This is a genomic window from Methylobacterium amylolyticum (genome assembly GCF_030700245.1).
Classification (GTDB): domain Bacteria; phylum Pseudomonadota; class Alphaproteobacteria; order Rhizobiales; family Beijerinckiaceae; genus Methylobacterium.
On record NZ_JAUYZI010000018.1, the window covers coordinates 28,917 to 51,917 of the forward strand.

At 72.6% G+C, this 23,001-nt stretch carries 29 protein-coding genes; 19 read left to right on the forward strand and 10 right to left on the reverse strand.

Annotated features, from left to right (window positions below; genetic code table 11):
- Positions 1-12: 12 nt before the first annotated feature.
- The 4 genes from Q8W71_RS14255 to Q8W71_RS14270 all read left to right on the forward strand — a co-directional run bounded on the left by Q8W71_RS14255 (position 13) and on the right by Q8W71_RS14270 (position 2,549).
- A complete protein-coding gene (locus tag Q8W71_RS14255; protein ID WP_305526041.1) occupies positions 13-561 on the forward strand; it encodes a peptidylprolyl isomerase in 549 nt (182 codons plus the stop codon).
- Positions 562-571: 10 nt separating this feature from the next.
- Positions 572-1,060, forward strand: coding sequence for a hypothetical protein (locus Q8W71_RS14260; RefSeq protein WP_305526042.1), 489 nt, complete (start codon positions 572-574; stop codon positions 1,058-1,060).
- Between the two features lie 111 nt (positions 1,061-1,171).
- On the forward strand, positions 1,172-1,630 hold the full coding sequence (locus tag Q8W71_RS14265; protein ID WP_305526043.1) for a peptidylprolyl isomerase: 459 nt from the start codon (positions 1,172-1,174) through the stop codon (positions 1,628-1,630).
- A gap of 130 nt (positions 1,631-1,760) precedes the next feature.
- Positions 1,761-2,549, forward strand: coding sequence for an SDR family NAD(P)-dependent oxidoreductase (locus Q8W71_RS14270; protein WP_305526044.1), 789 nt, complete (start codon positions 1,761-1,763; stop codon positions 2,547-2,549).
- A gap of 4 nt (positions 2,550-2,553) precedes the next feature.
- Here the strand turns inward: Q8W71_RS14270 and mobA are convergent, their stop codons facing one another.
- Together mobA and apbC are read right to left on the reverse strand one after the other, a co-directional pair.
- Positions 2,554-3,168: a molybdenum cofactor guanylyltransferase MobA gene (gene mobA, locus Q8W71_RS14275; protein WP_305526045.1), complete on the reverse strand. Its 615-nt coding sequence runs from the start codon at positions 3,166-3,168 to the stop codon at positions 2,554-2,556.
- A 20-nt stretch (positions 3,169-3,188) separates the two neighbouring features.
- Positions 3,189-4,337 (reverse strand): iron-sulfur cluster carrier protein ApbC, encoded by a 1,149-nt coding sequence (gene apbC, locus Q8W71_RS14280; protein WP_305526046.1) that lies wholly within the window; start codon positions 4,335-4,337, stop codon positions 3,189-3,191.
- Positions 4,338-4,567: 230 nt separating this feature from the next.
- Between apbC and Q8W71_RS14285 the strand changes: the two genes are divergently transcribed.
- Complete coding sequence (locus Q8W71_RS14285) at positions 4,568-5,071, forward strand: pyridoxamine 5'-phosphate oxidase family protein (RefSeq protein WP_305526047.1); 504 nt, start codon at positions 4,568-4,570, stop codon at positions 5,069-5,071.
- Between the two features lie 100 nt (positions 5,072-5,171).
- Here the strand turns inward: Q8W71_RS14285 and Q8W71_RS14290 are convergent, their stop codons facing one another.
- Complete coding sequence (locus Q8W71_RS14290) at positions 5,172-5,414, reverse strand: hypothetical protein (RefSeq protein WP_305526048.1); 243 nt, start codon at positions 5,412-5,414, stop codon at positions 5,172-5,174.
- A 375-nt stretch (positions 5,415-5,789) separates the two neighbouring features.
- On the opposite strand from Q8W71_RS14290, the gene Q8W71_RS14295 reads away from it, so the two are divergent.
- The 12 genes from Q8W71_RS14295 to Q8W71_RS14350 all read left to right on the forward strand — a co-directional run bounded on the left by Q8W71_RS14295 (position 5,790) and on the right by Q8W71_RS14350 (position 15,397).
- Positions 5,790-7,085, forward strand: a complete 1,296-nt coding sequence (locus Q8W71_RS14295; RefSeq protein ID WP_305526049.1) for a nicotinate phosphoribosyltransferase — start codon at positions 5,790-5,792, stop codon at positions 7,083-7,085.
- Positions 7,086-7,190: 105 nt separating this feature from the next.
- Positions 7,191-8,651 carry an MmgE/PrpD family protein gene (locus Q8W71_RS14300; protein WP_305526050.1) on the forward strand — a complete coding sequence of 487 codons (1,461 nt, stop codon included), beginning with the start codon at positions 7,191-7,193 and terminating at the stop codon, positions 8,649-8,651.
- A gap of 60 nt (positions 8,652-8,711) precedes the next feature.
- Positions 8,712-9,014 (forward strand): hypothetical protein, encoded by a 303-nt coding sequence (locus tag Q8W71_RS14305; protein WP_305526051.1) that lies wholly within the window; start codon positions 8,712-8,714, stop codon positions 9,012-9,014.
- Positions 8,998-9,492 (forward strand): hypothetical protein, encoded by a 495-nt coding sequence (locus tag Q8W71_RS14310; RefSeq protein ID WP_305526052.1) that lies wholly within the window; start codon positions 8,998-9,000, stop codon positions 9,490-9,492. Before Q8W71_RS14305 ends, Q8W71_RS14310 begins: the two co-directional genes overlap by 17 nt.
- A gap of 131 nt (positions 9,493-9,623) precedes the next feature.
- Complete coding sequence (locus Q8W71_RS14315; protein WP_305526053.1) at positions 9,624-9,815, forward strand: ribosome modulation factor; 192 nt, start codon at positions 9,624-9,626, stop codon at positions 9,813-9,815.
- A 114-nt stretch (positions 9,816-9,929) separates the two neighbouring features.
- Complete coding sequence (locus tag Q8W71_RS14320; protein WP_305526054.1) at positions 9,930-10,226, forward strand: iron transporter; 297 nt, start codon at positions 9,930-9,932, stop codon at positions 10,224-10,226.
- Positions 10,223-11,740, forward strand: a complete 1,518-nt coding sequence (locus Q8W71_RS14325) for a PepSY-associated TM helix domain-containing protein (RefSeq protein WP_305526055.1) — start codon at positions 10,223-10,225, stop codon at positions 11,738-11,740. The genes Q8W71_RS14320 and Q8W71_RS14325 overlap by 4 nt, the downstream gene beginning before the upstream one ends.
- On the forward strand, positions 11,737-12,084 hold the full coding sequence (locus Q8W71_RS14330; RefSeq protein WP_305526056.1) for a DUF3325 domain-containing protein: 348 nt from the start codon (positions 11,737-11,739) through the stop codon (positions 12,082-12,084). Before Q8W71_RS14325 ends, Q8W71_RS14330 begins: the two co-directional genes overlap by 4 nt.
- A gap of 226 nt (positions 12,085-12,310) precedes the next feature.
- Entirely contained in the window at positions 12,311-13,834 is a 1,524-nt protein-coding gene (gene adh, locus Q8W71_RS14335) for an aldehyde dehydrogenase (RefSeq protein ID WP_305526057.1), read from the forward strand.
- A 239-nt stretch (positions 13,835-14,073) separates the two neighbouring features.
- Complete coding sequence (locus Q8W71_RS14340) at positions 14,074-14,499, forward strand: DUF779 domain-containing protein (protein ID WP_305526058.1); 426 nt, start codon at positions 14,074-14,076, stop codon at positions 14,497-14,499.
- A gap of 38 nt (positions 14,500-14,537) precedes the next feature.
- On the forward strand, positions 14,538-14,960 hold the full coding sequence (locus tag Q8W71_RS14345; protein WP_305526059.1) for a carboxymuconolactone decarboxylase family protein: 423 nt from the start codon (positions 14,538-14,540) through the stop codon (positions 14,958-14,960).
- Between the two features lie 35 nt (positions 14,961-14,995).
- The gene (locus Q8W71_RS14350) at positions 14,996-15,397 is read left to right on the forward strand and encodes a cupin domain-containing protein (protein ID WP_370875415.1); all 402 of its coding nucleotides are present in this window, start codon (positions 14,996-14,998) and stop codon (positions 15,395-15,397) included.
- Positions 15,398-15,412: 15 nt separating this feature from the next.
- Here the strand turns inward: Q8W71_RS14350 and Q8W71_RS14355 are convergent, their stop codons facing one another.
- The 6 genes from Q8W71_RS14355 to gap form a co-directional block, all read right to left on the reverse strand.
- Positions 15,413-16,426, reverse strand: a complete 1,014-nt coding sequence (locus tag Q8W71_RS14355; RefSeq protein ID WP_305526061.1) for a tetratricopeptide repeat protein — start codon at positions 16,424-16,426, stop codon at positions 15,413-15,415.
- Complete coding sequence (locus tag Q8W71_RS14360) at positions 16,423-17,076, reverse strand: thiamine phosphate synthase (protein WP_305526062.1); 654 nt, start codon at positions 17,074-17,076, stop codon at positions 16,423-16,425. The genes Q8W71_RS14355 and Q8W71_RS14360 overlap by 4 nt, the downstream gene beginning before the upstream one ends.
- 7 nt (positions 17,077-17,083) lie before the next feature.
- Positions 17,084-18,154 carry a class II fructose-bisphosphate aldolase gene (fba, locus tag Q8W71_RS14365; protein ID WP_305526063.1) on the reverse strand — a complete coding sequence of 357 codons (1,071 nt, stop codon included), beginning with the start codon at positions 18,152-18,154 and terminating at the stop codon, positions 17,084-17,086.
- A gap of 85 nt (positions 18,155-18,239) precedes the next feature.
- Complete coding sequence (locus Q8W71_RS14370; RefSeq protein WP_305526064.1) at positions 18,240-19,442, reverse strand: phosphoglycerate kinase; 1,203 nt, start codon at positions 19,440-19,442, stop codon at positions 18,240-18,242.
- A 25-nt stretch (positions 19,443-19,467) separates the two neighbouring features.
- The gene (locus Q8W71_RS14375) at positions 19,468-19,944 is read right to left on the reverse strand and encodes a hypothetical protein (protein WP_305526065.1); all 477 of its coding nucleotides are present in this window, start codon (positions 19,942-19,944) and stop codon (positions 19,468-19,470) included.
- A gap of 115 nt (positions 19,945-20,059) precedes the next feature.
- Positions 20,060-21,067 (reverse strand): type I glyceraldehyde-3-phosphate dehydrogenase, encoded by a 1,008-nt coding sequence (gene gap / locus Q8W71_RS14380; RefSeq protein ID WP_305526066.1) that lies wholly within the window; start codon positions 21,065-21,067, stop codon positions 20,060-20,062.
- A gap of 459 nt (positions 21,068-21,526) precedes the next feature.
- Between gap and Q8W71_RS14385 the strand changes: the two genes are divergently transcribed.
- Both Q8W71_RS14385 and Q8W71_RS14390 read left to right on the forward strand, forming a co-directional pair.
- Positions 21,527-21,841: a DUF4164 family protein gene (locus Q8W71_RS14385; protein WP_305526067.1), complete on the forward strand. Its 315-nt coding sequence runs from the start codon at positions 21,527-21,529 to the stop codon at positions 21,839-21,841.
- Between the two features lie 15 nt (positions 21,842-21,856).
- On the forward strand, positions 21,857-22,225 hold the full coding sequence (locus Q8W71_RS14390; RefSeq protein WP_305526068.1) for a cell division protein ZapA: 369 nt from the start codon (positions 21,857-21,859) through the stop codon (positions 22,223-22,225).
- 21 nt (positions 22,226-22,246) lie between these two features.
- Here the strand turns inward: Q8W71_RS14390 and Q8W71_RS14395 are convergent, their stop codons facing one another.
- Positions 22,247-22,927 carry a GntR family transcriptional regulator gene (locus Q8W71_RS14395; protein WP_305526069.1) on the reverse strand — a complete coding sequence of 227 codons (681 nt, stop codon included), beginning with the start codon at positions 22,925-22,927 and terminating at the stop codon, positions 22,247-22,249.
- Positions 22,928-23,001 lie beyond the last annotated feature (74 nt).

Sequence of the window (23,001 nt, forward strand, 5' to 3'; positions counted from 1 at the left end):
AAAGGAACCCCGATGAACCGCCGGCTTGCCCTCCTCGCGCTCGCCCTGACCCTCGGCACGGCCACGGCGGCGCGGGCCGCGGACGCCAACACCGTCTACCTCCAGACCAAGGACGGGCGCATCACCATCGAGCTGCGGCCGGATCTGGCGCCCAAGCACGTCAAGCAGATCAAGACGCTCGTGGGCCAGGGCTTCTACGACGGCCTGAAGTTCCACCGGGTGATGGACGGCTTCATGGCCCAGACCGGCGATCCGAAGGGCAACGGCACCGGCGGCTCCAGCCTGCCGAACATCCCGGCCGAGTTCTCGAAGACCGCCCAGTTCAAGCGCGGCACGGTCGGCATGGCCCGCTCCTCGGACCCGAACTCGGCCAACTCGCAGTTCTTCATTTGCCTCGGCGACGCGCCGTTCCTCAACGGCCAGTACACGGTCGTCGGCAACGTCACCGACGGCCTCGACGTGCTCGACAAGATCAAGAAGGCCGCCCCCGGCGCCCCGGGCGGCGCCGTCCAGGACCCGGACAAGATCGTCAGCATGACGCTCGCCGAGAAGGCCCGGTAGCGCCGGCCGCATGCTCGCCCGGCGCGCGGTCGCTTTCGCCGTCCTGGCCCTGGTCCCGGCCGCGGCCCGCGCCTACGATGGCGGCCGCCTCGATGCGGGCTACGCCGACGAGGCCGGGCCGGGCTACCCGCTGAGCCTGCCACAGACCCTGCGGGCGACGGTGACGGTGCCGCTCGACGCAGCGCCCGCTGAACCGGCCGGCACGCTGGCCGCCCTCTACCCGGCGCTCGCCGCCTGCTGGCGCGCGCCGGCCGCGATCACCGGCCAGGCCGGCATCGAGGTCACGGCGCGGCTGGCGCTGCGGCGGGACGGCGGTCTCGTCGGGCGGCCGCGGATCACCTACGCGGCCGGCGTGGCCGGGCCGGCGCGGGCGCTCCTCGTCCGCGCCACCCTCGACGGGCTGGACCGCTGCACGCCGGCGCGGATCACACCGGCGCTGGGCCGGGCCATCGCCGGACGCCCGGTGGCCCTGCGCCTCGTCTACCGCCCCCCGGCCTGAGAGGCCGCCGAAAGGGCGGCGGCGACAGACCTCTTCACCGGCGCCCGCTTGCAGGATGCGGCGGGCGCCCCAAACCCACCCCAGTCTCGAAACCGACGGAGGACCACGACCATGGCAGACACCGAGACCATCGTGCTGGAGACCACCAAGGGCCGCGTGGTCATCGCCCTGCGCCCCGACCTCGCGCCCAACCACGTCGAGCGCATCAAGACGCTGGCCGGCCAGGGCTTCTACGACGGCGTGCCGTTCCACCGGGTGATCGACGGCTTCATGGCCCAGACCGGCGACCCGACCGGCACCGGCTCCGGCGGCTCCGACCTGCCGGACCTGAAGGCCGAGTTCAACGCCGAGCCGCACGTGCGGGGCACCTGCTCGATGGCCCGCACCAACTTCCCGCACTCGGCGAACTCGCAGTTCTTCATCTGCTTCGACGACGCGCGCTTCCTCGACAAGCAGTACACCGTGTGGGGGAAGGTGATCGAGGGCATGGACGTGATCGACACGATCAACAAGGGCGAGCCGCCGCGCTCGCCGGACAAGATCGTCAAGGCGACCGCCGGCGCCGCGTAGGCGCGGGGACACACGGGGAGGGCGGGCCGCATCGCCTGCCCTTGCCCCGCACGCCTTGCCCCGCGCGGCCGAGTCTGTGACACGGCCCGGGACGGCGCCGCTTCGCGCCTCCCTCACACAGGACTCCCCGATGTCGACGACCCCGGACCGGACAGCCCTCGTGACCGGGGCGGCGCGCGGCATCGGGCTCGCCGCGGCGCGCCGCTTCCTCGCCGACGGCTGGCGCGTGGCGCTCCTCGACATCGACGGCCCGGCGGTGGAGGCCGCCGCCGCGGCGCTCGACCGCCCGGAGGCGACGCTGGCGCTCACCGCCGACGTGTCCGATCCGGAGGCCGTCGCCGCCGCAATAGGCCGGGTTGCCGAGCGGTTCGGGCGGCTCGACGCGCTGGTGAACAACGCCGGCATCGCTGTGTTCAAGCCACTTCTTGAGACGCGCTTCGCGGAGTGGTCGCGGGTGCTCGCCGTGAACCTGTCGGGCCCGTTCCTGTGCACCCAGGCCGCCGCGCCAGTGATGGCCGCGGGCGGGGGCGGGGCGGTGGTGAACATCACCTCGATCTCGGGCCTGCGCGCCTCGACGCTGCGGGTCGCCTACGGCACCAGCAAGGCCGGCCTCGCCCACCTGACCAAGCAGCAGGCGGTCGAGCTGGGGGAACTCGGCATTCGCGTGAACGCCGTCGCGCCCGGGCCCGTCGATACGGCGATGGCCAAGGCGGTCCACAGCCCGGAGATCCGCAAGGACTACCGCGACGCCATCCCGCTCGGGCGCTACGGCCTGGAGGAGGAGTTGGCCGAGACGATCGTGTTCCTCTGCTCGGAGCGTGCCTCCTACGTGACCGGGCAGGTGCTCGCGGTCGACGGCGGCTTCGACGCCGCGGGCATCGGTCTGCCGACGCTGCGGCGGGACGCGCGGGACCGGTAATCGGTCAACCCGCCCCGCTTGTCAGGGCCCGCTCCGCGGCGGCCAGATCCTCCGGCGCGTTGACGTTGAGGAACGGGTCGCATGCCGCGACCGGCCACGCGACCGTCGCCGCTCCGTGCCGCGCCAGCACCGCGCCGACCCGGCGCTCGCCCCCCGCAAGCGCCGCCCGCAGTTCCGCGCGCAGGGCCACCGGCCAGAGGGCCACCGTGTGGTGCGCCCGTCCCCCGGAGGCGGCGCGCGCGATCGGGGCTGCGGCGAGCGCCGCGGCGAGACGCGCGGCGAGATCCGCCGGCAGGAACGGGGCGTCCCCCGGCACGCACAGCACGTGCGTCACCGCCGGGCGCTCTGCCGCGCAGTGTTCGAGCCCGGCGAGCACCCCGGCGAGCGGACCCGGACGGTCGGGGAGGGGGTCGGGCAGGACCGGCCCGGTGAAGGCCGGCGCGAACCGGGCCGGGTCGCCGTTGGCGCTGAGCGCCAGACCCGCCGGGCATTGCGGCGCCAGCCGCTCGGCGACGCGGGCGAGCAGGGGGCGGCCGGCGAGCGGCAGCAGCGGCTTGTCCATCCCGCCCATCCGCCGGCCGAGGCCGCCGGCGAGGATCAGGCCGAGGATGGGCCCCAAGGATCTGCTCCCAAAGGGACCTACTCGATGACGATCTTCGGCGCCGCGCGGCCGGCGGGGGCGCCGGACAGGTTCGCCCAGAGAGCGCTCGCTATCTCCCGGTAGACCCGCGCCTGCGGCCCCTCGGGGTCGGTGGCCACCACCGGCCGGCCGGCATCCGAGGTCTCGCGGATCGTCATGTTGAGCGGCACCTCGCCGAGGAACGGCACGCCGAGGCGCTGCGCCTCGTTCCGCGCGCCGCCGTGGCCGAAGATGTGCGAGGCGTGGCCGCAGTTCGGGCAGACGAAGGTCGCCATGTTCTCGACGATGCCGAGGATCGGCACGGCGACCTTCTTGAACATGGTCACGCCGCGGCGCGCGTCGATCAGCGCGAGGTCCTGGGGCGTCGAGACGATGACGGCGCCCGAGAGCGGCGTCGCTTGGGCCATCGTGAGCTGCGCGTCGCCGGTGCCGGGCGGCATGTCGACGAGCAGCACATCGAGTTCGCCCCAGATCACGTCGCGCAGCATCTGGGTGATCGCCGACTGCACCATCGGCCCGCGCCAGATCATCGCCGCCTCGGGCTCGATCAGGAAGCCGATCGACATGACCTTGAGCCCGTAGCCGACCATCGGCTCCATCGCCCGGTTGTCGACGACGGTGGGCTTGCCGGTGAGCCCGAACAGCTTCGGCACCGAGGGACCGTAGATGTCGGCGTCGAGCAGGCCGACCTTCAGCCCCTGCGCTTGCAGGGCCAGGGCGAGGTTGCAGGCTGTGGTCGACTTGCCCACCCCGCCCTTGCCGGAGGCCACCGCCACGATGTGGCGCACGCCCGCGATCTGAGGCCCCTGGTTCGGCGGCGCGCCCGGCCGCGGCGGGGCGACGGGCGGCGGGCTCACCGGCCGCGGCGCCGCCGTGCTCTGCGCCGGGTGGGCGGGGCCGCGCTCGGAGGTGAGGCTCGCGAACACGCCGGAGACGCCGGGGATCTGGAGCACGCGCCCCTCCGCCTGCCGCCGCACCGGCTCGAACCGCTCGGCCTCGGACGCGTCCACCAGGATCGAGAACATCACCCGGCTGTTGGGATCGACCACGACCTGCGAGAGCCGCCCGGAGCCGGGCAGGGTGGTGCCGCCGGCGTCGATCGTGACCGCCTCAAGGGCGCGCAGGACGTCGTCGCGGGTGATCGCCAAGGGTTTCGGGCTCCTCAGGTGGGGACGCGGGCGGGGTCGATCTCGGCTGCCGCCGCCGGGCGTTGCCACCTCTCATGTAAACGCGCTCGCGGGAAACGCCAGCCCGCGCCGGGAGCGTCGGCGGACCCGGTGCTCCGGCCCCTGAACCATTGGAAGGCTCGTCCGTTGTCGAGACGATTCGCGCGGCCCCGGCCGCCGCAGACCGTTCACGAGACAGGAGAGTGCCGCCGATGCATCAGGGCAACCACCGCGACCACGAGGGCGCGAAGAAGCTGTTCGAGCTGATCAAGGACGTGAAGATCGCGATGATGACCACCGTCGACGCCGACGGGACGCTCAACAGCCGCCCGATGTGGAACAACGACGCGGACGAGAACGGCGACCTGTGGTTCTTCACCAAGCTGCACTCCCCCAAGACCGAGGAGATCAGCCGGGACAACCAGATCAACCTGGCCTACTCGGACCCGTCGAGCCAGAACTACGTCTCGGTCGCCGGCAAGGCGGAGATCGTGCGTGATCGCGCCAAGATCGATGCCAAGTGGCAGGAGAGCCTGAAGACGTGGTTCCCCAAGGGCAAGGACGATCCCGAGGTCGCCCTGATCCGCGTCCATCCGGAGAAGGGCGAGTACTGGGACAGCCCGAATGCCACGATGGTCCACCTCTACGGCTACGTGAAGGCGGCGCTCACCGGTGAGAGCCCCAAGACCGAGACCAAGAAGGTCGATCTCGCCTGAGGCGAGACGCCGGACCGCGAAGGCTGGGGGCGACGCGCCGCGTTTGGCGGTCGTCCCCATTTTTTCGCCGACCGGGCGCGCACCTGCGGGACGCCGGGCCTCAACCCCTCCGCTGCTCGGCGAGGTCGCGCACGAAGCCCAGGACCGCTGCGCGGTCGACATCGCTGGTGAGGGTGCTCCACAGGCGCAGGAGTTCGGTCGTCGCCGCGAGATCCGAGAGGGCATCGGTCCCTTCCGCCGCGTTGAAGAAGGCGGCGGGCGGCTGGCCGAGGGCCTCGGCGATGCGCCTCAGGCTGAGGAGCGCGCGCGCCGAGGCTTCCGTATCGTCGCGCGGGTCATCCAACACAGCGTCCTCACTTGCTATGGCCCAAACACTTACCACCCCCACGCCGCCCGGTGAAATTACAGGATCATTAATTTGGGTCCATAAACGTCGATTGGCGGAAGTCGCTGCGACCGAGCAAGACTGTCCGCTTCCTTGCGGGCCCTATCCGAGATATGTTTTGGCCGATTCCGATCGGCACCCGATCGGGATCCCGTCGGCGGCATCGCGGGCCGATCCGCGGCTCCGCCCGATCGGCAGCCGCCGCGGTCCGGCGGTCCTGGCCCGCCCCCATCGCCCCGATCGGACCGCCGCCGCCGCGCCGCGGATCCGTTGACGGGCCGCCCCGAAACGTGCGCCCCTGCCGGTAGCCTTCAGGACGCCGAGCCCGAATCCATGCTCGACCTCGCGACGCGGGTCTACGACCACAGCTTCCGCATCGACCCGATCGTCCGATCGCTGCTCGACACCGATTTCTACAAGCTGCTGATGGCGCAGACGATCCTGCGCCGGCACCCGACGGTCGCGGCGACCTTCGGCATCACCAACCGCACGGCCCGGGTGCGCATCGCCGACGAGGTCGACGTGGGACTGCTGCGCGAGCAGCTCGACCACGCCCGGACGCTCCGCCTGAGCAAGGGCGAGGCGACATGGTTGCGCGGCAACGTCTTCCGCGGACAGGGGCGGATCCTGAGCCCGGAATTCCTGGCGTGGTTCGAGGCCTTCCGGCTGCCCGAGTACGACCTCTCGGTGCGCGACGGCCAGTACGAGCTGACCTTCCACGGCCCCTGGGTCGAGACCACGATGTGGGAGGTGCCGGCGCTCGCCATCCTCAACGAGTTGCGGGCGCGCGCCGTGCTGCGCGGCCTCGGCAAGCTCGCCCTCCAGGTGCTCTACGCCCGGGCGATGACCCGGGTGTGGGAGAAGATCGAGCGGCTGCGGCGGCTGCCGGACCTGTCGATCGCCGATTTTGGCACCCGCCGCCGCCACGGCTTCCTGTGGCAGGACTGGTGCGTGGGGGCGATGGCCGAGGGCCTGGGCGAGCGCGCCTTCCTCGGCACCTCGAACTGCCTGATCGCCGCCCGCCGCGAGGTCGAGCCGGTGGGCACCAACGCCCACGAGCTGCCGATGGTCTACGCGGCGCTGGCCCCCGACGACGCGGCGCTGCGGGCTGCCCCCTACGCCGTGCTCTCCGACTGGCAGGAGGACTACGCCGGCAACCTGCGCGTGATCCTGCCCGACACCTACGGCACCACCGGCTTCCTGGCCGACGCCCCCGACTGGGTCGCCGACTGGACCGGCATCCGCATCGATTCGAAGGACCCGATCGAGGGCGGCGAGGAGGCGGTCCGCTTCTGGCAGGCGCAGGGGCACGACCCGCGCGACAAGCTCGCGATCTTTTCCGACGGCCTCGACATCGCAGAGATCGAGCGCATCCACGCCCGCTTCCACGGGCGGATGCGCATCGGCTACGGCTGGGGCACGCTGCTGACCAACGATTTTCGCGGCCTGACGCCGGACGGGCGGCTCGACCCGGTATCGATCGTCTGCAAGGTGACGGAGGCGAACGGCCATCCCACCGTCAAGCTCTCCGACAACCCCACCAAGGCGCAGGGACCGGCCGAGGAGGTCGCGCGCTACCGGCGGGTGTTTGGCGTGGGCGAGCAGGAGGCGCTGCCGGTGACCGTGTGAGGTTGCAGCAGACCGGCCCTGCAGCCGGTCTTCACGGCCCAACCCGCCGCGCGGTATGGGATCGACCGGAGCGGGCCGGAGAGGCGGCCCGCCCGGGAGGACGCCATGACCCTGAACCGCCGCTCGCTGATCGGCGCCGCCGGCCTCGCCGTCACAGTGCCCGCGCTCCAGGTCGCGCGGGCCGCCGAGACGGCCGCCCCCGCCGCGAAGAGCACGACACCGCCGCCGCCCGTCACGAAAATCCTCGCCCGGTGGATCCAGGAATCGTCCTACGACGCGCTGCCCGAGGCGGTGCGGCGCGAGGGCGTGCGCAGCTTCCTCAACTGGGTCGGCGTGGCGATCGGCGGCTCGCACCACGAGACGGTGGACATCGCGGTCTCGGCGCTCCAGCCGTTCTCCGGGCCGCCGCAGGCCGGGCTGTTCGGGCGCTCGGAGCGGTTCGACATCATGAACGCCGCCTTCCTCAACGGCGTGTCGAGCCACATCTTCGACTTCGACGACACCCACCTCAAGACGATCATCCACCCCGCCGGCCCGGTGGCGTCGGCGATCCTCGCCTACGCCGAGATGAAGCCGGTCTCGGGCAAGGACTTCCTCGCCGCCCTGGTGACCGGGATCGAGGTCGAGTGCCGGATCGGCAACACCGTCTACCCGAACCACTACGATGCCGGCTGGCACATCACCGGCACCTGCGGCCCGTTCGGCGCGGCGGCGGCCGCGGCCAAGCTGATGGGGCTCAACGACGAGCAGACGGCCTACGCGCTGGGGCTCGCCGCCTCGCAGCCGGTGGGCCTGCGCGAGTCGTTCGGCTCGATGAACAAGAGCTTCAACCCCGGCCGCGCGGCCGCCAACGGCCTGTTCGCGGCGATCCTCGCCGCCAAGGGCTTCACCTCCTCCGACCGGATGATCGAGGTCCGCCGCGGCTGGGCGCAGACGATCTCGACCAAGCAGGACTGGTCGCAGATCACCGACGGGCTCGGGACCCGCTACGAGAGCGCGCTCAACACCTACAAGCCGTTCGCCTGCGGCATCGTCATGCACCCGACGATCGACGCCGCGATCCAGATCCGCGACGCGGATCACGTGAAGCCGGAGGAGATCCGGCGCGTCGACCTCAAGGTCCATCCGCTCGTCCTGGAACTCACCGGCAAGACCGCGCCGAAGACCGGGCTGGAGGGCAAGTTCAGCATCTACCACGCCGCCGCGGTGGCCTTCGTCGAGGGGGCGGGCGGCGAGAAGCAGTTCAGCGACCGGGCGGTGAACGATCCCCGCGTCGTCGCCCTGCGCCAAAAGGTCTTCCCGGTGGTCACCCCCGGCATCGACCCCGCGCAGGTGGACATGACGGTGACGCTGAACGACGGCCGGACCGTCCACCGCCGCATCGAGCACGCGATCGGCAGCGTCGAGACGCCGATGAGCGACCGGCAGCTCGAAGCGAAGTTCCTCGACCTCGCCGACGGCGTGCTGCCGCAGGCCCAGGCCAAGCGGGTGATGGGGCTGTGCTGGTCGCTGCCGGACCTCGCCAGCGCGGGCGACGTGGCGCGGGCGGGGGTGCCGGGGGCCTGAGGCGGAGACCGTCCGGGTGGGTCCGTTGACTGCGTCCGACAGACCCGCCACTTCTGGACGATGTCCCATCTGCACGCGGCCGAGATTCGCAGGCTCAGCGGTGAAGCCTTGCAGAGCGTCGCCGGGCGATCTGCTGCGGCGGTCGAGGTCGATCTCGCCCCGGATGCGGAGGATCGCCTCGCCTATTTCATCGCCTTCGTGTTTGCGCAGGATCGTGGGGGGCCTCCCGACGCGCTCACGCGCATCCGCGTGGCGCAGACGATCCGCGACGGTCTGATCGCGGCCGGCGACGAGCACTATCCCTTCGTGCGTTTCCTTTCCCAAGCCGATTGGAACGACCGCGGGCATGCTCGAGCCGGCTGACCTCCTCGGCGTCGCCCGGACGCTCGCCTCCGGGGCGACGCCGAGCGATGCAGCCCACCGGCGGGCGATTTCTACGGCCTATTACGCCCTCTTCCACGCCGCTCTGCGGACGGCGGCCGAGCGGTTCATCGGCCGGGACGAGGGCGAAACGGCGGCCTACGCGCTGCTGTACCGCGGCTTCGCGCACGGCCGGATGCGGGATGTCTGCGTCGCGATCGAGAAGCCGCACCTCGCACCCCGGTACGCGAAGCTGCTGCGGCGGCCCCGGGTCTCGCAGGAGATGCGCACCTTCGCGAGCGCCTTCGTCGACCTTCAGCAGCGCCGGCACACGGCCGACTACGACCCACAGGCGGAACTCGGACGCGCCGACGCGGCCGACGCCTGCGACAGCGCCGAGCTCGCCATGACGGCCCTTGCACGGGCGGGCGACGGCGAGATCGCCGACATCTTCGCGCTCCTCCTCGTCGATCCGCGATGACTGATCCCCTGGGGTTGATCACCGAGGCCGGCGCCCGCCGTCACGCGGTGCAAGGATCGAAGCGCCCCCGCGCCCGTTCCCACCGGACGCGACGGGTTCGTGCAGAAGTCCCGCGCGGGAGGAGCCCAACCATGTCCTTCCCCGACCGCTCGCCCACCGCCATCAGCGACGAGGGCCGCCACGCGCGCGAGCGCGGCGACCCGCCGGAGGCCAACCCCTATCTCGAGGGTTCGGACGAGCACGCCACGTGGCGGCGGGGCTACGCCATGCCCGACCGGGAGGGCGCGCCCCAGGCCGCCGGAGACGCCGGTCCGGCCTCCTGACCGGCCCGGGCCGCGCCCGTCCACGCTGGAATCGTTCCGGAACATAGCGGTTGCACCCCCGCACGGCGCGCTGTTACCCGGCGGCATGGCTCGGCACAGGCGCGGAGATCCCCGATGAGCGGACGGCCGGCGATCGGTCTCGTCGATCGGCTCGGCGTGGCCGGGCGCGTCGCGCTGGCGGCCTTCGGCGGATACGCGGTCGCCGCCCTCGCCGCCGCGCTGCTCGCCCTTTCCCTGCCGCTCCCGCGATCCGAGGCGGTCTCGGCCGGCACGCTGGGGAGCTTCGCCCTGATGGCCGCCGCCGTGGTCTGGGTGTTCGCCGCGCGTACGCTCGCCCGCGCGGCGCTCGGCCTCGGGGTGGTCGCGGCCGGGCTCGGCGGCGGCGTATGGCTCGCGGGCGGGTTCGCGTGACGGCGCCGCGCCCGTTCCGGCCGGCGATGGCGTGGCTGCACGCGTGGTCGGGCCTCGTGGTCGGCTGGGCGCTGTTCGCGGTGTTCGTCACCGGCACCGCGAGCTACTACCGCGACGACATCACCCGCTGGATGCGGCCGGAGCTGACCGAGACGGCGGTCGACCCCGTGCAGGCGGCCACGACCGCCGGCGCCTTCCTGGCGCGGCAGATGCCGGACGCCGCCGGCTGGTACGTCGTGATGCCCAAGCCCGAGATGCCGGCGACCGAGGTCCACTGGTGGAAAAGTCTGGAGGGGCCGTTCCACCGCGCGCTCCTCGACCCGGCGACCGGGGAGACCGCCCGGGTCCGCGACACGCGGGGCGGCGACTTCCTCTACCGCTTCCACTACGAGCTGAGCCTGCCGCCGCTCTGGGGCCGCTGGATCGTCGCGATCTGCGCGATGGTGCTGCTGGTGGCCCTGATCTCCGGGATCGTCACCCACCGGCGCATCTTCGCGGACTTCTTCACCTTCCGCCGCGACCGCTCGGCCCAGCGCGGCTGGCTCGACGCGCACAACGTCGTCGGCGTCCTGGCGCTGCCCTTCCACCTGATGATCACCTATTCGGGCCTCGTCACGCTGGCGCCGCTGCTGATGCCGTGGGGCCCGCAGGTCGCCTACGGGGGCGATGTGCTGCGCTACTACGCCGAGGCCGGTCTGATGCCGGCGACGCGCATGCCGGCCGGGCGGCCCGGCACACCGCCGTCCCTCGGCGAGATCCTGGCGCGGGCGGTGCGGGACGGCGGCGAGGCGCCCGAGGCCCTGTTGGCGACGATGCCCGGCGACGCCGCCGGCACCGTCACAGCCGTCTTCGAGGAGCCGCACGGGCTCGCCCACCTGCACCCGCAGATCGCCTACGACGTCGGCAGCGGGGCGGAGGTCGCGCGCACCGGCGCCGCCGGCGGGGCCACCCGCACCGGCGCGGTGATGATCGGCCTGCACGAGGCGCATTTCGCCGCCCCGGCGCTCCGCGCCCTGTTCATGCTCTGCGGCGCGATGGGCGCGGCGACGGTGGCCACCGGCCTCGTGCTCTGGGCGGTCGCCCGGACCCCGAAGGTCGCGCATCCCGCGGGCTTCGGCCTGCGCCTCGTGCGGATCCTCAACCTCGGCGCCATCGCCGGGCTGCCCACCGCGCTCGCCGCCTACTTCCTCGCCAACCGCCTCCTGCCCCTCGGGCTGGCGGAACGGGCGGCGTGGGAGACCCGGACCTTCTTCGCCGCCTGGGCCCTGACGGCGCTGCTGTGCGCGCTGCTGCCGCGGACGCGGGGCTGGCCGGTCGGGCTCGGGCTCGCGGCGGCGGCCTTCGCGGTGGTGCCGGTCGCCGACGCGGTGCTGGTCGGCGAGGCGCGGTTCCTGGGCTTCGACCTCGCGATGGCGCTGCTCGCGCTCCTCCTCGCCCTGGGCGCCCGGCTGTCGCTGCGGGTGCCGGGGCGGCTGCGGGGGGCTTCCATTCCTGAAGGCACCGCCCGCGCATGACCGCCGCCGCCCTCGCCGTCAGCCTCGCCCTGGCCTTCTCCGGCCTCGCGGCCCTGGCCCTCAGCCTCGACCGTCACCACCGCGCCGCCCTGCAAACCCCCGCGGTCCGCGGGCGGGCCAAGGCCCTGCGCGCGGCCGGCTGGTGCGGCATCGGGCTGTCCTTCGCCGCCGCGATCGCCTGCGGCGGCTGGGCGTTCGGGCCGGTGCAGTGGCTCGGCGCGCTCACCGCCGCGGCGCTCGCCGTCGTGGCGCTCCTGTCCTGGCGCCCCGTCTGGCTGCGGGCGGCCGCCCTGGCCGCCCTGCCGGTCGCAGCCCTCGTGCTGCCGCTCGCGCTGGCGGGCTGAGCCCCACCGCGCGGATACCCCGCGCCCCCCGTCGCCATCGCCGCGCGGCGGGCGTAGGATCGCCGCCGGAGGGCACTGGCCAAAAGTCCACCTTGATTCGCCCGCCCTTCTGCCATTGGCTGCACCTCGAGCCGAAGCGGTCGCGGCCGCCCAAACGACCGGGCCCGACTGAAACTGAAAGAGCCGCGGTTCACGAGGCTCGGGGCCTCACGGAAGGAAAACGCCTATGAACAAGCCGGAATTCCTCGGTGACGCCCGAGTCAAGTCGCCCTTCTCGGCCCGCTACGAGAACTTCATCGGCGGCCAGTGGGTCGCCCCCAGCGCCGGCCGCTACTTCGAGAACACCTCGCCGATCACCGGCAAGGTGATCTGCGAGGTCGCCCGCTCCGACGCCTCCGACATCGACCGGGCGCTCGACGCGGCGCACGCCGCCAAGGAGTCCTGGGGCCGCACCGCCCCGGCCGAGCGCGCCCGCATCCTCCTCAAGATCGCCGACCGGATGGAGGAGAACCTCGACCTGATCGCGCTCGCCGAGACCTGGGACAACGGCAAGCCGATCCGCGAGACCACCCACGCCGACATCCCGCTCGCCATCGACCACTGGCGCTACTTCGCGAGCTGCGTGCGCGCGCAGGAGGGCTCGATCTCCGAGATCGACCACGACACGGTCGCCTACCACTTCCACGAGCCGCTCGGCGTCGTCGGCCAGATCATCCCGTGGAACTTCCCGATCCTGATGGCGGTGTGGAAGCTCGCCCCGGCGCTGGCGGCGGGCAACTGCGTGGTGCTCAAGCCCGCCGAGCAGACACCGGCCTCGATCCTCGTCGTGCTGGAGCTGATCGCCGACCTGCTGCCGCCGGGCGTCGTCAACGTCGTCAACGGCTTCGGCCTCGAAGCCGGCAAGCCATTGGCCTCCTCGCCCCGCATCGCCAAGATCGCCTTCACCGGCGAGACGACGACGGGCCGGCTGATCATGCAGTACGCCTCGCAGAACCTGATCCCGGTGACGCTGGAGCTCGGGGGCAAGTCGCCGAACATCTTCTTCGCGGACGTGGCCAACGAGGATGACGACTTCCTCGACAAGGCGCTCGAAGGCCTGACCATGTTCGCCCTCAACCAGGGCGAGGTCTGCACCTGCCCCAGCCGCGCGCTGGTGCACGAGTCGATCTACGACCGCTTCATGGAGCGGGCGGTCAAGCGCGTCGAGGCGATCACGCAGGGCTCGCCCCTCGACCCGGCGACCATGATCGGCGCCCAGGCCTCGTCCGAGCAGCTCGAGAAGATCCTCAGCTACGTCGACATCGGCAAGCAGGAAGGGGCCGAGTGCCTCACCGGCGGCGAGCGCAACGTCAAGGACGGCGAGTTCGCCGACGGCTTCTACATGAAGCCGACCGTGTTCCGCGGCCACAACAAGATGCGCATCTTCCAGGAGGAGATCTTCGGCCCCGTCCTGTCGGTCACGACCTTCAAGGACGACGCCGAGGCGCTCTCGATCGCCAACGACACCCTGTACGGCCTGGGCGCCGGCGTCTGGACCCGCGACGGGACCCGCGCCTACCGCTTCGGCCGGGCGATCCAGGCCGGCCGCGTCTGGACGAACTGCTACCACGCCTACCCGGCCCACGCGGCCTTCGGCGGCTACAAGCAGTCCGGCATCGGCCGCGAGACCCACAAGATGATGCTCGATCACTACCAGCAGACGAAGAACATGCTGGTCAGCTACTCGGCCAAGAAGCTCGGATTCTTCTGAGGCGTCTGGCCGGGTCTCCCGAGACCACCTTGACCCCGGCCGCGAGGCCGGGGTTTTTTCGTTGCGGGCGCGATGGTGGACATCCGCCCCCGGGGACGCATATCCGATCGGGTGTCCGGAGGGCGCGCCCTCCGGCAGGGTGCCGGGGCGGAGCCCCGGCCGTGGGCGGGCGCCCCCCCCCCCCCCGCAACGGCGCGCCCTTTCGAAACCCGGACCTTCGACAGGGCAGGGAGGCCAGCATGGACGGGGCAGGGACGGTCGAGGCCACCACAGCCGAGCAGGCCGGCGCCGACGGCACGCCGCTGCGGGTCACCGCGACGCCCGCGGCGCTCGCGCTGATCGAGGAGTTGCGGGCCGAGTACGGCCCGGTCATGTTCCACCAGTCGGGCGGCTGCTGCGACGGCTCCTCGCCGATGTGCTACCCGGTCGGCGACTTCCTGACCGGCGACGGCGACGTGCATCTCGGCCAGGTCGGCGGGGCCGACTTCTACATCTCGCGGTCGCAGTTCGGCGTCTGGAAGCACACCCACATCATCCTCGACGTGGTGCCCGGCCGCGGCGGCATGTTCTCCCTGGAGAACGGCCGCGAGAAGCGCTTCCACATCCGCTCGCGCCTGTTCACCGAGGCCGAGAACCGGGCGCTCGACGGCGCCTGCAAGCTCTGAGGCGCAAGCTCTGAGGCGCAAGCTCCGAGGTGATCGCCATGGCGACCGTGACCCTGTGGGACGACGCGGCGGCCGAGGCCGACCCGCGGGTGCGGGCGGTGTTCGCCGACATCCGGGCGACGCGCGGCTCGGACTTCGTGAACAACTTCTGGCGGGGGCTCGCCAACGACCCGGCGCTGCTGGAGCGGACCTGGGCCACCCTGAAGGCGGTGATGGGTCCGGGGACGCTCGACCCGCTGACCAAGGAGCTGGTCTACATCGCCGTCTCGATCGCCAACGGCTGCCCCTACTGCATCCACTCCCACACGGCGGCCGCCCGCGCCAAGGGGCTCACGCCGGAGCAGCACGGCGAGTTCCTGGCGGTGGTCGGCATGGCGAACCAGACCAACGCCCTGGTCAACGGCCTGCAGGTGCCGGTAGATCAGGCCTTCCGCGTCGAGGAGCGGCCGCAGGAGGCATGATGGCAACCGGATCCGACCGTCCCCGCGAGGGGCTGATGGTGGTGCAGGCGGGCAAGCCGTTCCGCGGCAAGCAGGGCCACACCTACAGCCCGGCGATCTCGGCCGAGGCGGTGGGCTCGAAGGCGATCCACCTCCAGCTCCTGGAGATCGCCCCGGGCGAGCGCGCCTACGCCCACATGCACGCGGCGCACGAGACCGCCATCCACGTGCTCTCCGGCGTCTCCGGCTGCTTCTGGGGCGAGCGCCTGGAGCACCACGCGATCGCCGGGGCGGGGGAGTTCGTCTACATCGCCCCGAGCGTGCCCCACCTGCCCTACAACCGCAGCACGACCGAGCCGGTGATCGCGGTGATCGCCCGCACCGACCCGAACGAGCAGGAGAGCGTGGTGCTCCTGCCGGAGCTGGAGGCGGGGGTGGACTGGTCGAAGGCGGAGTAGGGCGCCGGCCGCGCCCTACCGCTGCTCGATCCGCTCGTTGGCGAGCCGCTCGGCGCGGGCCCGATCGTCGGCGGAGAGCCCGGCCAGCGCCTGGTCGAGCCACGCGTCCGACAGGCCCTGGCCGGCCGCAGCGAGGTTCCAGGCGGCGGCCTCGACGAGGTTCTTCGGCACGCCGCGGCCGGTGGCGTAGAGCCGGGCCAGCCGGTTCTGGGCGATGGCGTTGCCGCGCGAGGCCGCGTGCGAGAAGTAGCGGGCGGCGAGCCGCTCGTCCTTCGTCACGCCGATCCCGTTGAACACCAGGATCGCGAACTCGACCTCGCTCGCGAGATCGCCGTTGTCGGCCCCGCGCCGGAACCACTGGGCCGCCTGGGTCGGGTCCTTCGGCAGGCCGCGCCCCTGGAGGTAGAGCACGCCGAGGTCGTGCTGCGCGGGCCCGACCTCCGCGTCCGCCGCCTTGCGGAACTGCCGGGCCGCCTCCGCCTCGTCGGCGGCGGCGCCGGTGCCGACCAGGATCAGGCCGAGATTGTAGGCGGCGGTGGGCGAGCCCTGCGCGGCGGCCTGCTCCAGCCAGCGCCGGCCGGCCTTCGTATCCTTGACCACGCCGCGGCCGTCGAGGGCCATCAGCCCGAGGGACGACATCGCCGCGGCGTCGTTCTGCGCCGCCGCCAGCCGGAACCAGTCGGCGGCCTTCACGGGGTCCTGCCGCACACCGAGGCCCTGGTTGTACAACTCGCCGAGCAGCGTCATCGCCGCCGCGTCCTTCGGGTCGGCCTCGATGCGCTTGGTCGCCTCGCGGAAGGCTGTGATGTACTGCCCGCGCTGGTAGGCCCCGTAGGCGAAGTCCGGCGCCCGCCCCGTGGCCGGCGGCACTGCCCCGAGCGGCGCGCCCGGCGTGTACGGGCTCGGGAGGTCCCGCATCGGTTTTTTTGGGGACTGGGTCGCTGTGGCCTTCGGGTCGGTGGCGCTCGACGCGGCCCGCGCCGGACCGGCCGCGAGCAGGACCGCGAGCGCCAGGGCCAACGCCCTCACGCGGCGTCCCCCGCGAGCACCGCTTGCGCCCGCGCCACCGCGTCCGGCCCCGCCATCCAGATCCCGCTCTCCAGTCCGACGAACTCCGCCCCCGTCTCGGCGAGCGGTACGATCTCGGCCTCCGCGGCCGCCACCGCGATGCAGGGGGTCTCGAAGATCTCCGCCCACCACGCCGCCCGCGCCCGCACCGTCTCGGCGTCGGGGGCGGCGCCGTCCGGGTAGAGGCCGCCGAACATCAGGTAGTCGATCCCGGCCTCGCCCGCCTCCATCGCGGCGTGCTTCGTCTCCAGCCCGCCCGCGCCGAGGATGCGCCCCTCGCGCAGGCGGCCGCGCAGGTCCTTGAGGTCGCGCGCCAGATCGCGCGGTTTGTCGACGTGCACGCCGTCCGCGCCGCCGCGGGTCGCCACGGCGGCGAGGTCGCCGGCAAACCCTGCGCAGGCGACGACCAGCGCGGCGCCGTGCTCCTGGGCGACGGGCGCCACCCGCTTGACCAGGCCGGTCAGCGCCCGCTCGTCGGCCTGGGCGAGGCGCAGCACCACGGCCGCCACGTCGCCCGCCGCGCAGGCCGCACCGAGCCCGGCCGCGAAAGCGTCGACACCGCCGGCGTCGAGGCCGTGCGGCCCGAGCAGGGCGAGACGCTGCGCGCTCATCCGCGCCTCAGTTGGCGCCGATCTTCGGGTCGAGCGAGCCGCTGGCGTAGCGCTTGGCCATCTCGGCCACCGAGATCGGGCGGATCTTGCCCCCCTGGCCGGCCGTGTTGAACTCCTCGAAGCGCTGCTTGCACAGCTTGGTCATCGCCTCCATGGCGGGCTTGAGGTACTTGCGCGGGTCGAACTCGGAGGGGGATTCGGTCAGGATCTTGCGGATCTGGCCGGTCATGGCCATGCGGTTGTCGGTGTCGATGTTGATCTTGCGCACGCCGTGCTTGATGCCGCGCTGGATCTCCTCCACCGGCACGCCCCAGGTCGGCTTCATCTGGCCGCCGTACTGGTTGATGATGTCCTGCAGGTCCTGCGGCACCGAGGAGGAGCCGTGCATGACGAGGTGGGTCGTCGGCAGCCGGCGGTGGATCTCCTCGATCACGTTCATGGCGAGCACGTCGCCGTCGGGCTTGCGCGTGAACTTGTAGGCGCCGTGGCTGGTGCCCATCGCCACCGCCAGGGCATCGACCTTGGTGGCCTCCACGAACTTCACCGCCTCGTCCGGGTCGGTCAGGAGCTGGTCGTGGGACAGGGTGCCCTCGGCACCGTGGCCGTCCTCGGCCTCGCCCTGGCCGCTCTCCAGCGAGCCCAGCACGCCGAGCTCGCCCTCGACCGAGACGCCGGCCCAGTGGGCCATCTTGGTGACGTTGCGGGTGATCTCGACGTTGTAAGTGTAGTCGGCCGGGGTCTTGCCGTCGGCCTTCAGCGAGCCGTCCATCATCACCGAGGTGAAGCCGTACTGGATCGCGGTGGCGCAGGTCGCCTCGTTGTTCCCGTGGTCGAGGTGCATGCAGACCGGGATGTGCGGGTAGATCTCGACGAGGCCGTCGATCAGCTTGGCCAGCACCACGTCGTTGGCGTAGGCCCGCGCCCCGCGGCTCGCCTGGAGGATGACCGGCGAGTCGGTGGCGTCGGCCGCCGCCATGATCGCGAGCCCCTGCTCCATGTTGTTCAGGTTGAACGCGGGCACGCCGTACTCGTGCTCGGCCGCGTGGTCGAGAAGCTGCCTCAGGGTGATGCGTGCCACGGTGAATTCCTCGTCCGAAAGGGCCTGCCCCGGCCCGACCCTGTGCGTCCTGCCCCCCGGGAGAGGCGTGATCTCAGCCCTTCGCTCAGCCCTTGGCCCGCAGCGCCTCGACGCCCGGGAGCGCCTTGCCCTCCAGCCATTCGAGGAAGGCGCCGCCCGCGGTCGAGACGTAGGTGAAGTCGGTGGCCGCGCCCGCGTGGTTGAGGGCGGCGACCGTGTCGCCGCCGCCGGCCACCGAGACCAGCGCGCCGGCCCGGGTGCGCGCGGCCGCGTGACGGGCAGCGGCCACCGTGGCGGCGTCGAAGGGCGCGAGTTCGAAGGCGCCGAGCGGGCCGTTCCAGACCAGGGTCTTCGCCTCGTCGATGGCGGCCTCGATCGCGGCGACCGATTGCGGCCCGGCGTCGAGGATCATGCCGCCCTCGGGGACCGCGTCGACCGACACGGTCTCGTGCGGGGCCTGCGCCTTGAACTCCGAGGCGACGACCGCGTCGACCGGCAGGAGGATGCGGCAGCCGGCCTTCTCGGCGGCGGCGCGGATGCGGGTCGCCGTCTCGGCGAGGTCGCGCTCGCACAGCGACTTGCCGACCGGCTTGCCTTCGGCGTGCAGGAAGGTGTTGGCCATGCCGCCGCCGATCACAAGGATGTCGACCTTGGCGACGAGATTCTCGAGGAGGTCGATCTTGGAGGAGACCTTGGCGCCGCCGACGATGGCGATCACCGGGCGGCTCGGCGCCTCCAGCCCCTTGGTCAGGGCGTCGAGTTCGGCCTGCATCTCGCGGCCCGCGAAGGCCGGCAGCCGGTGGGCCAGCCCCTCGGTGGAGGCGTGGGCCCGGTGGGCGGCGGAGAAGGCCTCGTTCACGTAGACGTCGCCGTTGGCGGCGAGCGCGTCGGCGAAGGCCGGGTCGTTCTTCTCCTCGCCCGCGTGGTAGCGGGTGTTCTCGAGGAGCAGCACGTCGCCGTCGGCCAGCGCGGCGACCGCCCGCTCGGCGTCCGCGCCGACGCAGTCGGCGGCGAAGGCGACCGGGCGCCCCAGCGCCTCGGACAGGGCGGGCACCACCGGCTCCAGGGAGTCCTTCGCCTCGCGCTTGCCCTTCGGCCGGCCGAAATGGGCGAGCAGCACGACCCTGCCGCCCTGCTCCGCGACCTCGCGGATCGTCGGTGCCACCCGCGCGATGCGGGTGGCGTCGGTGACGCGGCCGCCCTCCATCGGCACGTTGAGATCGACGCGCATCAGCACGCGCTTGCCCCGGAGCGAGCCGGCGTCGTCGAGGGTGCGGAAGGCGCTCATCTGGGCTCGCGTCGGGACAGGTCGATTACTGGGCGGACGTGGTGCCGGCCGGACGCGCCGGCAGCAGGGTGTCGAGGTTCAGGCGCTGCACGGCCACCATCAGCACCACGGTCAGCACGGCGGTGATCACCGCGGTCAGCACCAGGGCACCGGTGCCGGGCACCCGGCGGACGCGCTCGGACAGCGCCCGCGTCTCGGAGCGCAGGGCAGCGAGGTCGGACTGGCGCGCGGCCTCGTTCATGCGCGTGGCGGCGCCGTCCATCTTGTCCTCGACGCGCGAGAGCAGCGCCTCGGAGCGGGCGTACTTGTCCTCGATGCGCGAGGCCTTGTCCTCGATCCGGGCGAGCTGGTCGAAGACCTGGTTGGCCGAGAAGGGCGAGACCGGCTCGGGCGCCCGGGCCGGGACCTGCGCGGCGGGACGGGGCGGCTCGGCCGGGGAGGGGGCGGGCGTCGGCGGGATGAAGCCCTGTCCGCTCGACGAGCCCTGCGAAGCGTCGATCATTCCACTGATCCCGTGCAAGGAATTGTGCCGCCCCTCGTCGCGCAGACCCGCCGCCCGAAGGCGGCGGGCGTTCGTCACCGATCAGAAGAGGTCCCTGATCGGAGGAAGTCCTCGATCAGAAGAACTTGGCCATCGCCACGGCGGTGTCGGCCATGCGGTTCGAGAAGCCCCACTCGTTGTCGTACCAGGACAGGATGCGCACGAAGGTGCCGTCCATGACCTTGGTCTGGTCGAGGTGGAAGGTCGAGGAATGGGGGTCGTGGTTGAAGTCGATCGACACGTTCGGCCGGTCGGTCACGCCGAGCACGCCCTTGAGCGGGCCGGCGGCGGCCGCCTTGATCGCCGCGTTGATCTCCTCGACGGAGGTCTCGCGCTTGGCGGTGAAGACGAGGTCGACCGCCGAGACGTTCGGAGTCGGCACGCGGATCGAGGTGCCGTCGAGCTTGCCCTTCAGCTCCGGCAGGACGAGGCCGACCGCCTTGGCCGCGCCGGTCGTGGTCGGGATCATCGACAGGGACGCGGCGCGGGCCCGGTAGAGGTCCTTGTGCATCTGGTCCAGCGACGGCTGGTCGTTGGTGTAGGAGTGGATCGTGGTCATGAAGCCGCGCTCGATGCCCACGGCCTCGTGCAGCACCTTGGCGACCGGCGCGAGGCAGTTCGTGGTGCAGGAGGCGTTCGACACGACGAGGTGGTCGGCCGACAGCTTGTCGTGGTTCACGCCGTAGACCACCGTCAGGTCGGCGCCGTCGGCGGGGGCGGAGACGAGGACGCGCTTGGCGCCGGCGTCGAGGTGGGCCTTGGCCTTGTCCTTCGACGTGAAGATGCCGGTGCACTCGAAGGCGATGTCGACGCCGAGGTCGCGGTGCGGCAGCTCGGCCGGGTTGCGCACGGCGGTGACCTTGATGCGCTTGCCGTCGACCACGATGAACTCGCCGTCGACCGCGACCTCGCCGGGATAGCGGCCGTGGACCGAGTCGTAGCGGAGCAGGTGGGCGTTGGTCTCCACCGGCCCGAGATCGTTGATGGCGACGACCTCGATGTCCTTGCGGCCGGCCTCGTGGATGGCGCGCAGCACGTTGCGGCCGATGCGCCCGAACCCGTTGATGGCAACCTTCACCGTCACGGCGTGACTCCTTACGTTAGCGGGGCGCCGCGCGCCGAGCCCCTGGGACGGTCCTCGGCGCGGCCTCGGCAGCCCTGGGCCGCACCCTCCGTGGCGGGCGGATCTGTGCGGGCGGGTTTGAACCGGCGATGAACCGGATCCGCGCCGGCCCGGCCTCCGACGCCGCGTCCCGTCGGATCGGACGGCGCGGGCGCGGGCCACGGGAACGTCGCGGACCGGTCAAGCGGCATGCTGGGCGGCCCCTTCCGGGAGCGCGGGGCTGTCTAGCATGGCCCCCCGACCTGTCAAACGCGCGGCCGTGACAATCGCCGTCCCCTGCCGACATCCTGTGCACGGCTGTGCAGGACGGCGCGGAGGCGGCCGGCCCGCGCGGAGGACGTGCATTTCGGGCTGGAAATCCGGGCGACATCGGCCGAAACCTGTGCCCGGACACGCGACGAGCCCATGACACCCAGGACCATGACACCCAGGACCGACACGTCCCCGCCCGACACGAATCCGACCGGCACGAGCCCGACCGACGTCGCGCTGGCCCGCCTCGACGCGGCGCTCGCCCGCGTCGAGGCGGCGGTCAACCGCCGGCTGGAGGCCGAGGCCGAGCCGGACGACCGCGACGCGGAACTCGCGATCCTCGACGCGGACCGCGCCCGGCTCGCCGCCGCCCTCGACGCGGCGAGCGCCCGGCTCGCCGAGGTCGAGGCCACGAACGGCGCGGTCGGGCAGCGCCTTGACCGGGCGATCGAGGCGGTCGAGGGCGTGCTCGGGCGGCCCTGAGCGAGGCTTTGACGGATGCCCACGATCAACGTCACCATCGACGGCCGCCAGTACCGCATGGCCTGCGGTCCCGGAGAGGAGGCGCACCTGACCGGGCTCGCCGCGGATCTCGGGGGGCGCATCGGCCGGATGCGCGCCGATTTCGGCGAGATCGGCGACATGCGCCTGCAGGTGATGGCGGCGCTGACGCTGGCCGACGAGCTGGCCGAGCTGCGCGGGCGGCTCTCCGGTCTGGAAGGGGAGGTCGCCGCCCTGAGGAGCGCCGCCGACGCGGCCGAGCGTGCCCGGGCGGACGAGGCGGCGCGCGCGGCCGACGGGATCGCGCGGGCGGCCGAGCGGATGGGCCGCCTCGCCGACGCGCTGGGCGAGCCGGGCCGCCCCTGAGGCTCGGCCCGCGCCCGAGATTCAGCCCGCGCCGGTCTCGGCGATGTAGCGGCCGAGCGCCGCGGCGGCGCGCAGCATGTGGGCGCGCATGCGCCTCGCTGCCGCCTCGCCGTCCCCCTCCGCGACCGCGGCCAGGATCTCGCCGTGCTCCTCCCGGGAGCGGCGGATGCGGTCGCCGTGGCGGAGCTGGGTCCGGCGGAAGGCGGCCAGCCGCTCGCGGAGCGCCAGCGCCTGCTCGGCCATGAAGGCGTTGTGGGTGCCTGCGTAGAGAGCCTCGTGGAAGGCGCGGTTGAGCCGGTCGTAGGCGTCGAGGTCACCGGTCTCCACCGCGGCGGCGGAGGCTTCGTGCAGGTCCATCAGCCGGCCGCGCTCCAGCGGGGTCATCCGGTGGGTGGCGAGCCGCGCGCACAGGGCCTCGATCTCGGCGGTGACCTCGAACATGTCGGCGATCCGCTCCGGCGTCAGCCGCGCGACGACCACGCCCCGGCGCGGGCGGATCTCGACGAGCCCGGCGGTCGCGAGCTGGCGCAGCGCCTCCCGCACCGGCGTGCGCGAGGCGCCGTAGCGCTCGGCGAGGTGCTGCTCGTCGAGCGCCGTGCCGGCGGCGAGGTCGCCGGAGGCGATGGCGTCGGTCAGGGCGTCGCGGATCCGGTCCGAGAGGAGCTCGCGCCCCCCGATCTCCGGCGCGCTCTGGTTGTCCATGACCCTGGTCCCCCGTGCCCGACCGGGCGCCGCATGCTCAGCCGCAGGCCGGCGGCACCGTCAAGTCGCGGCCC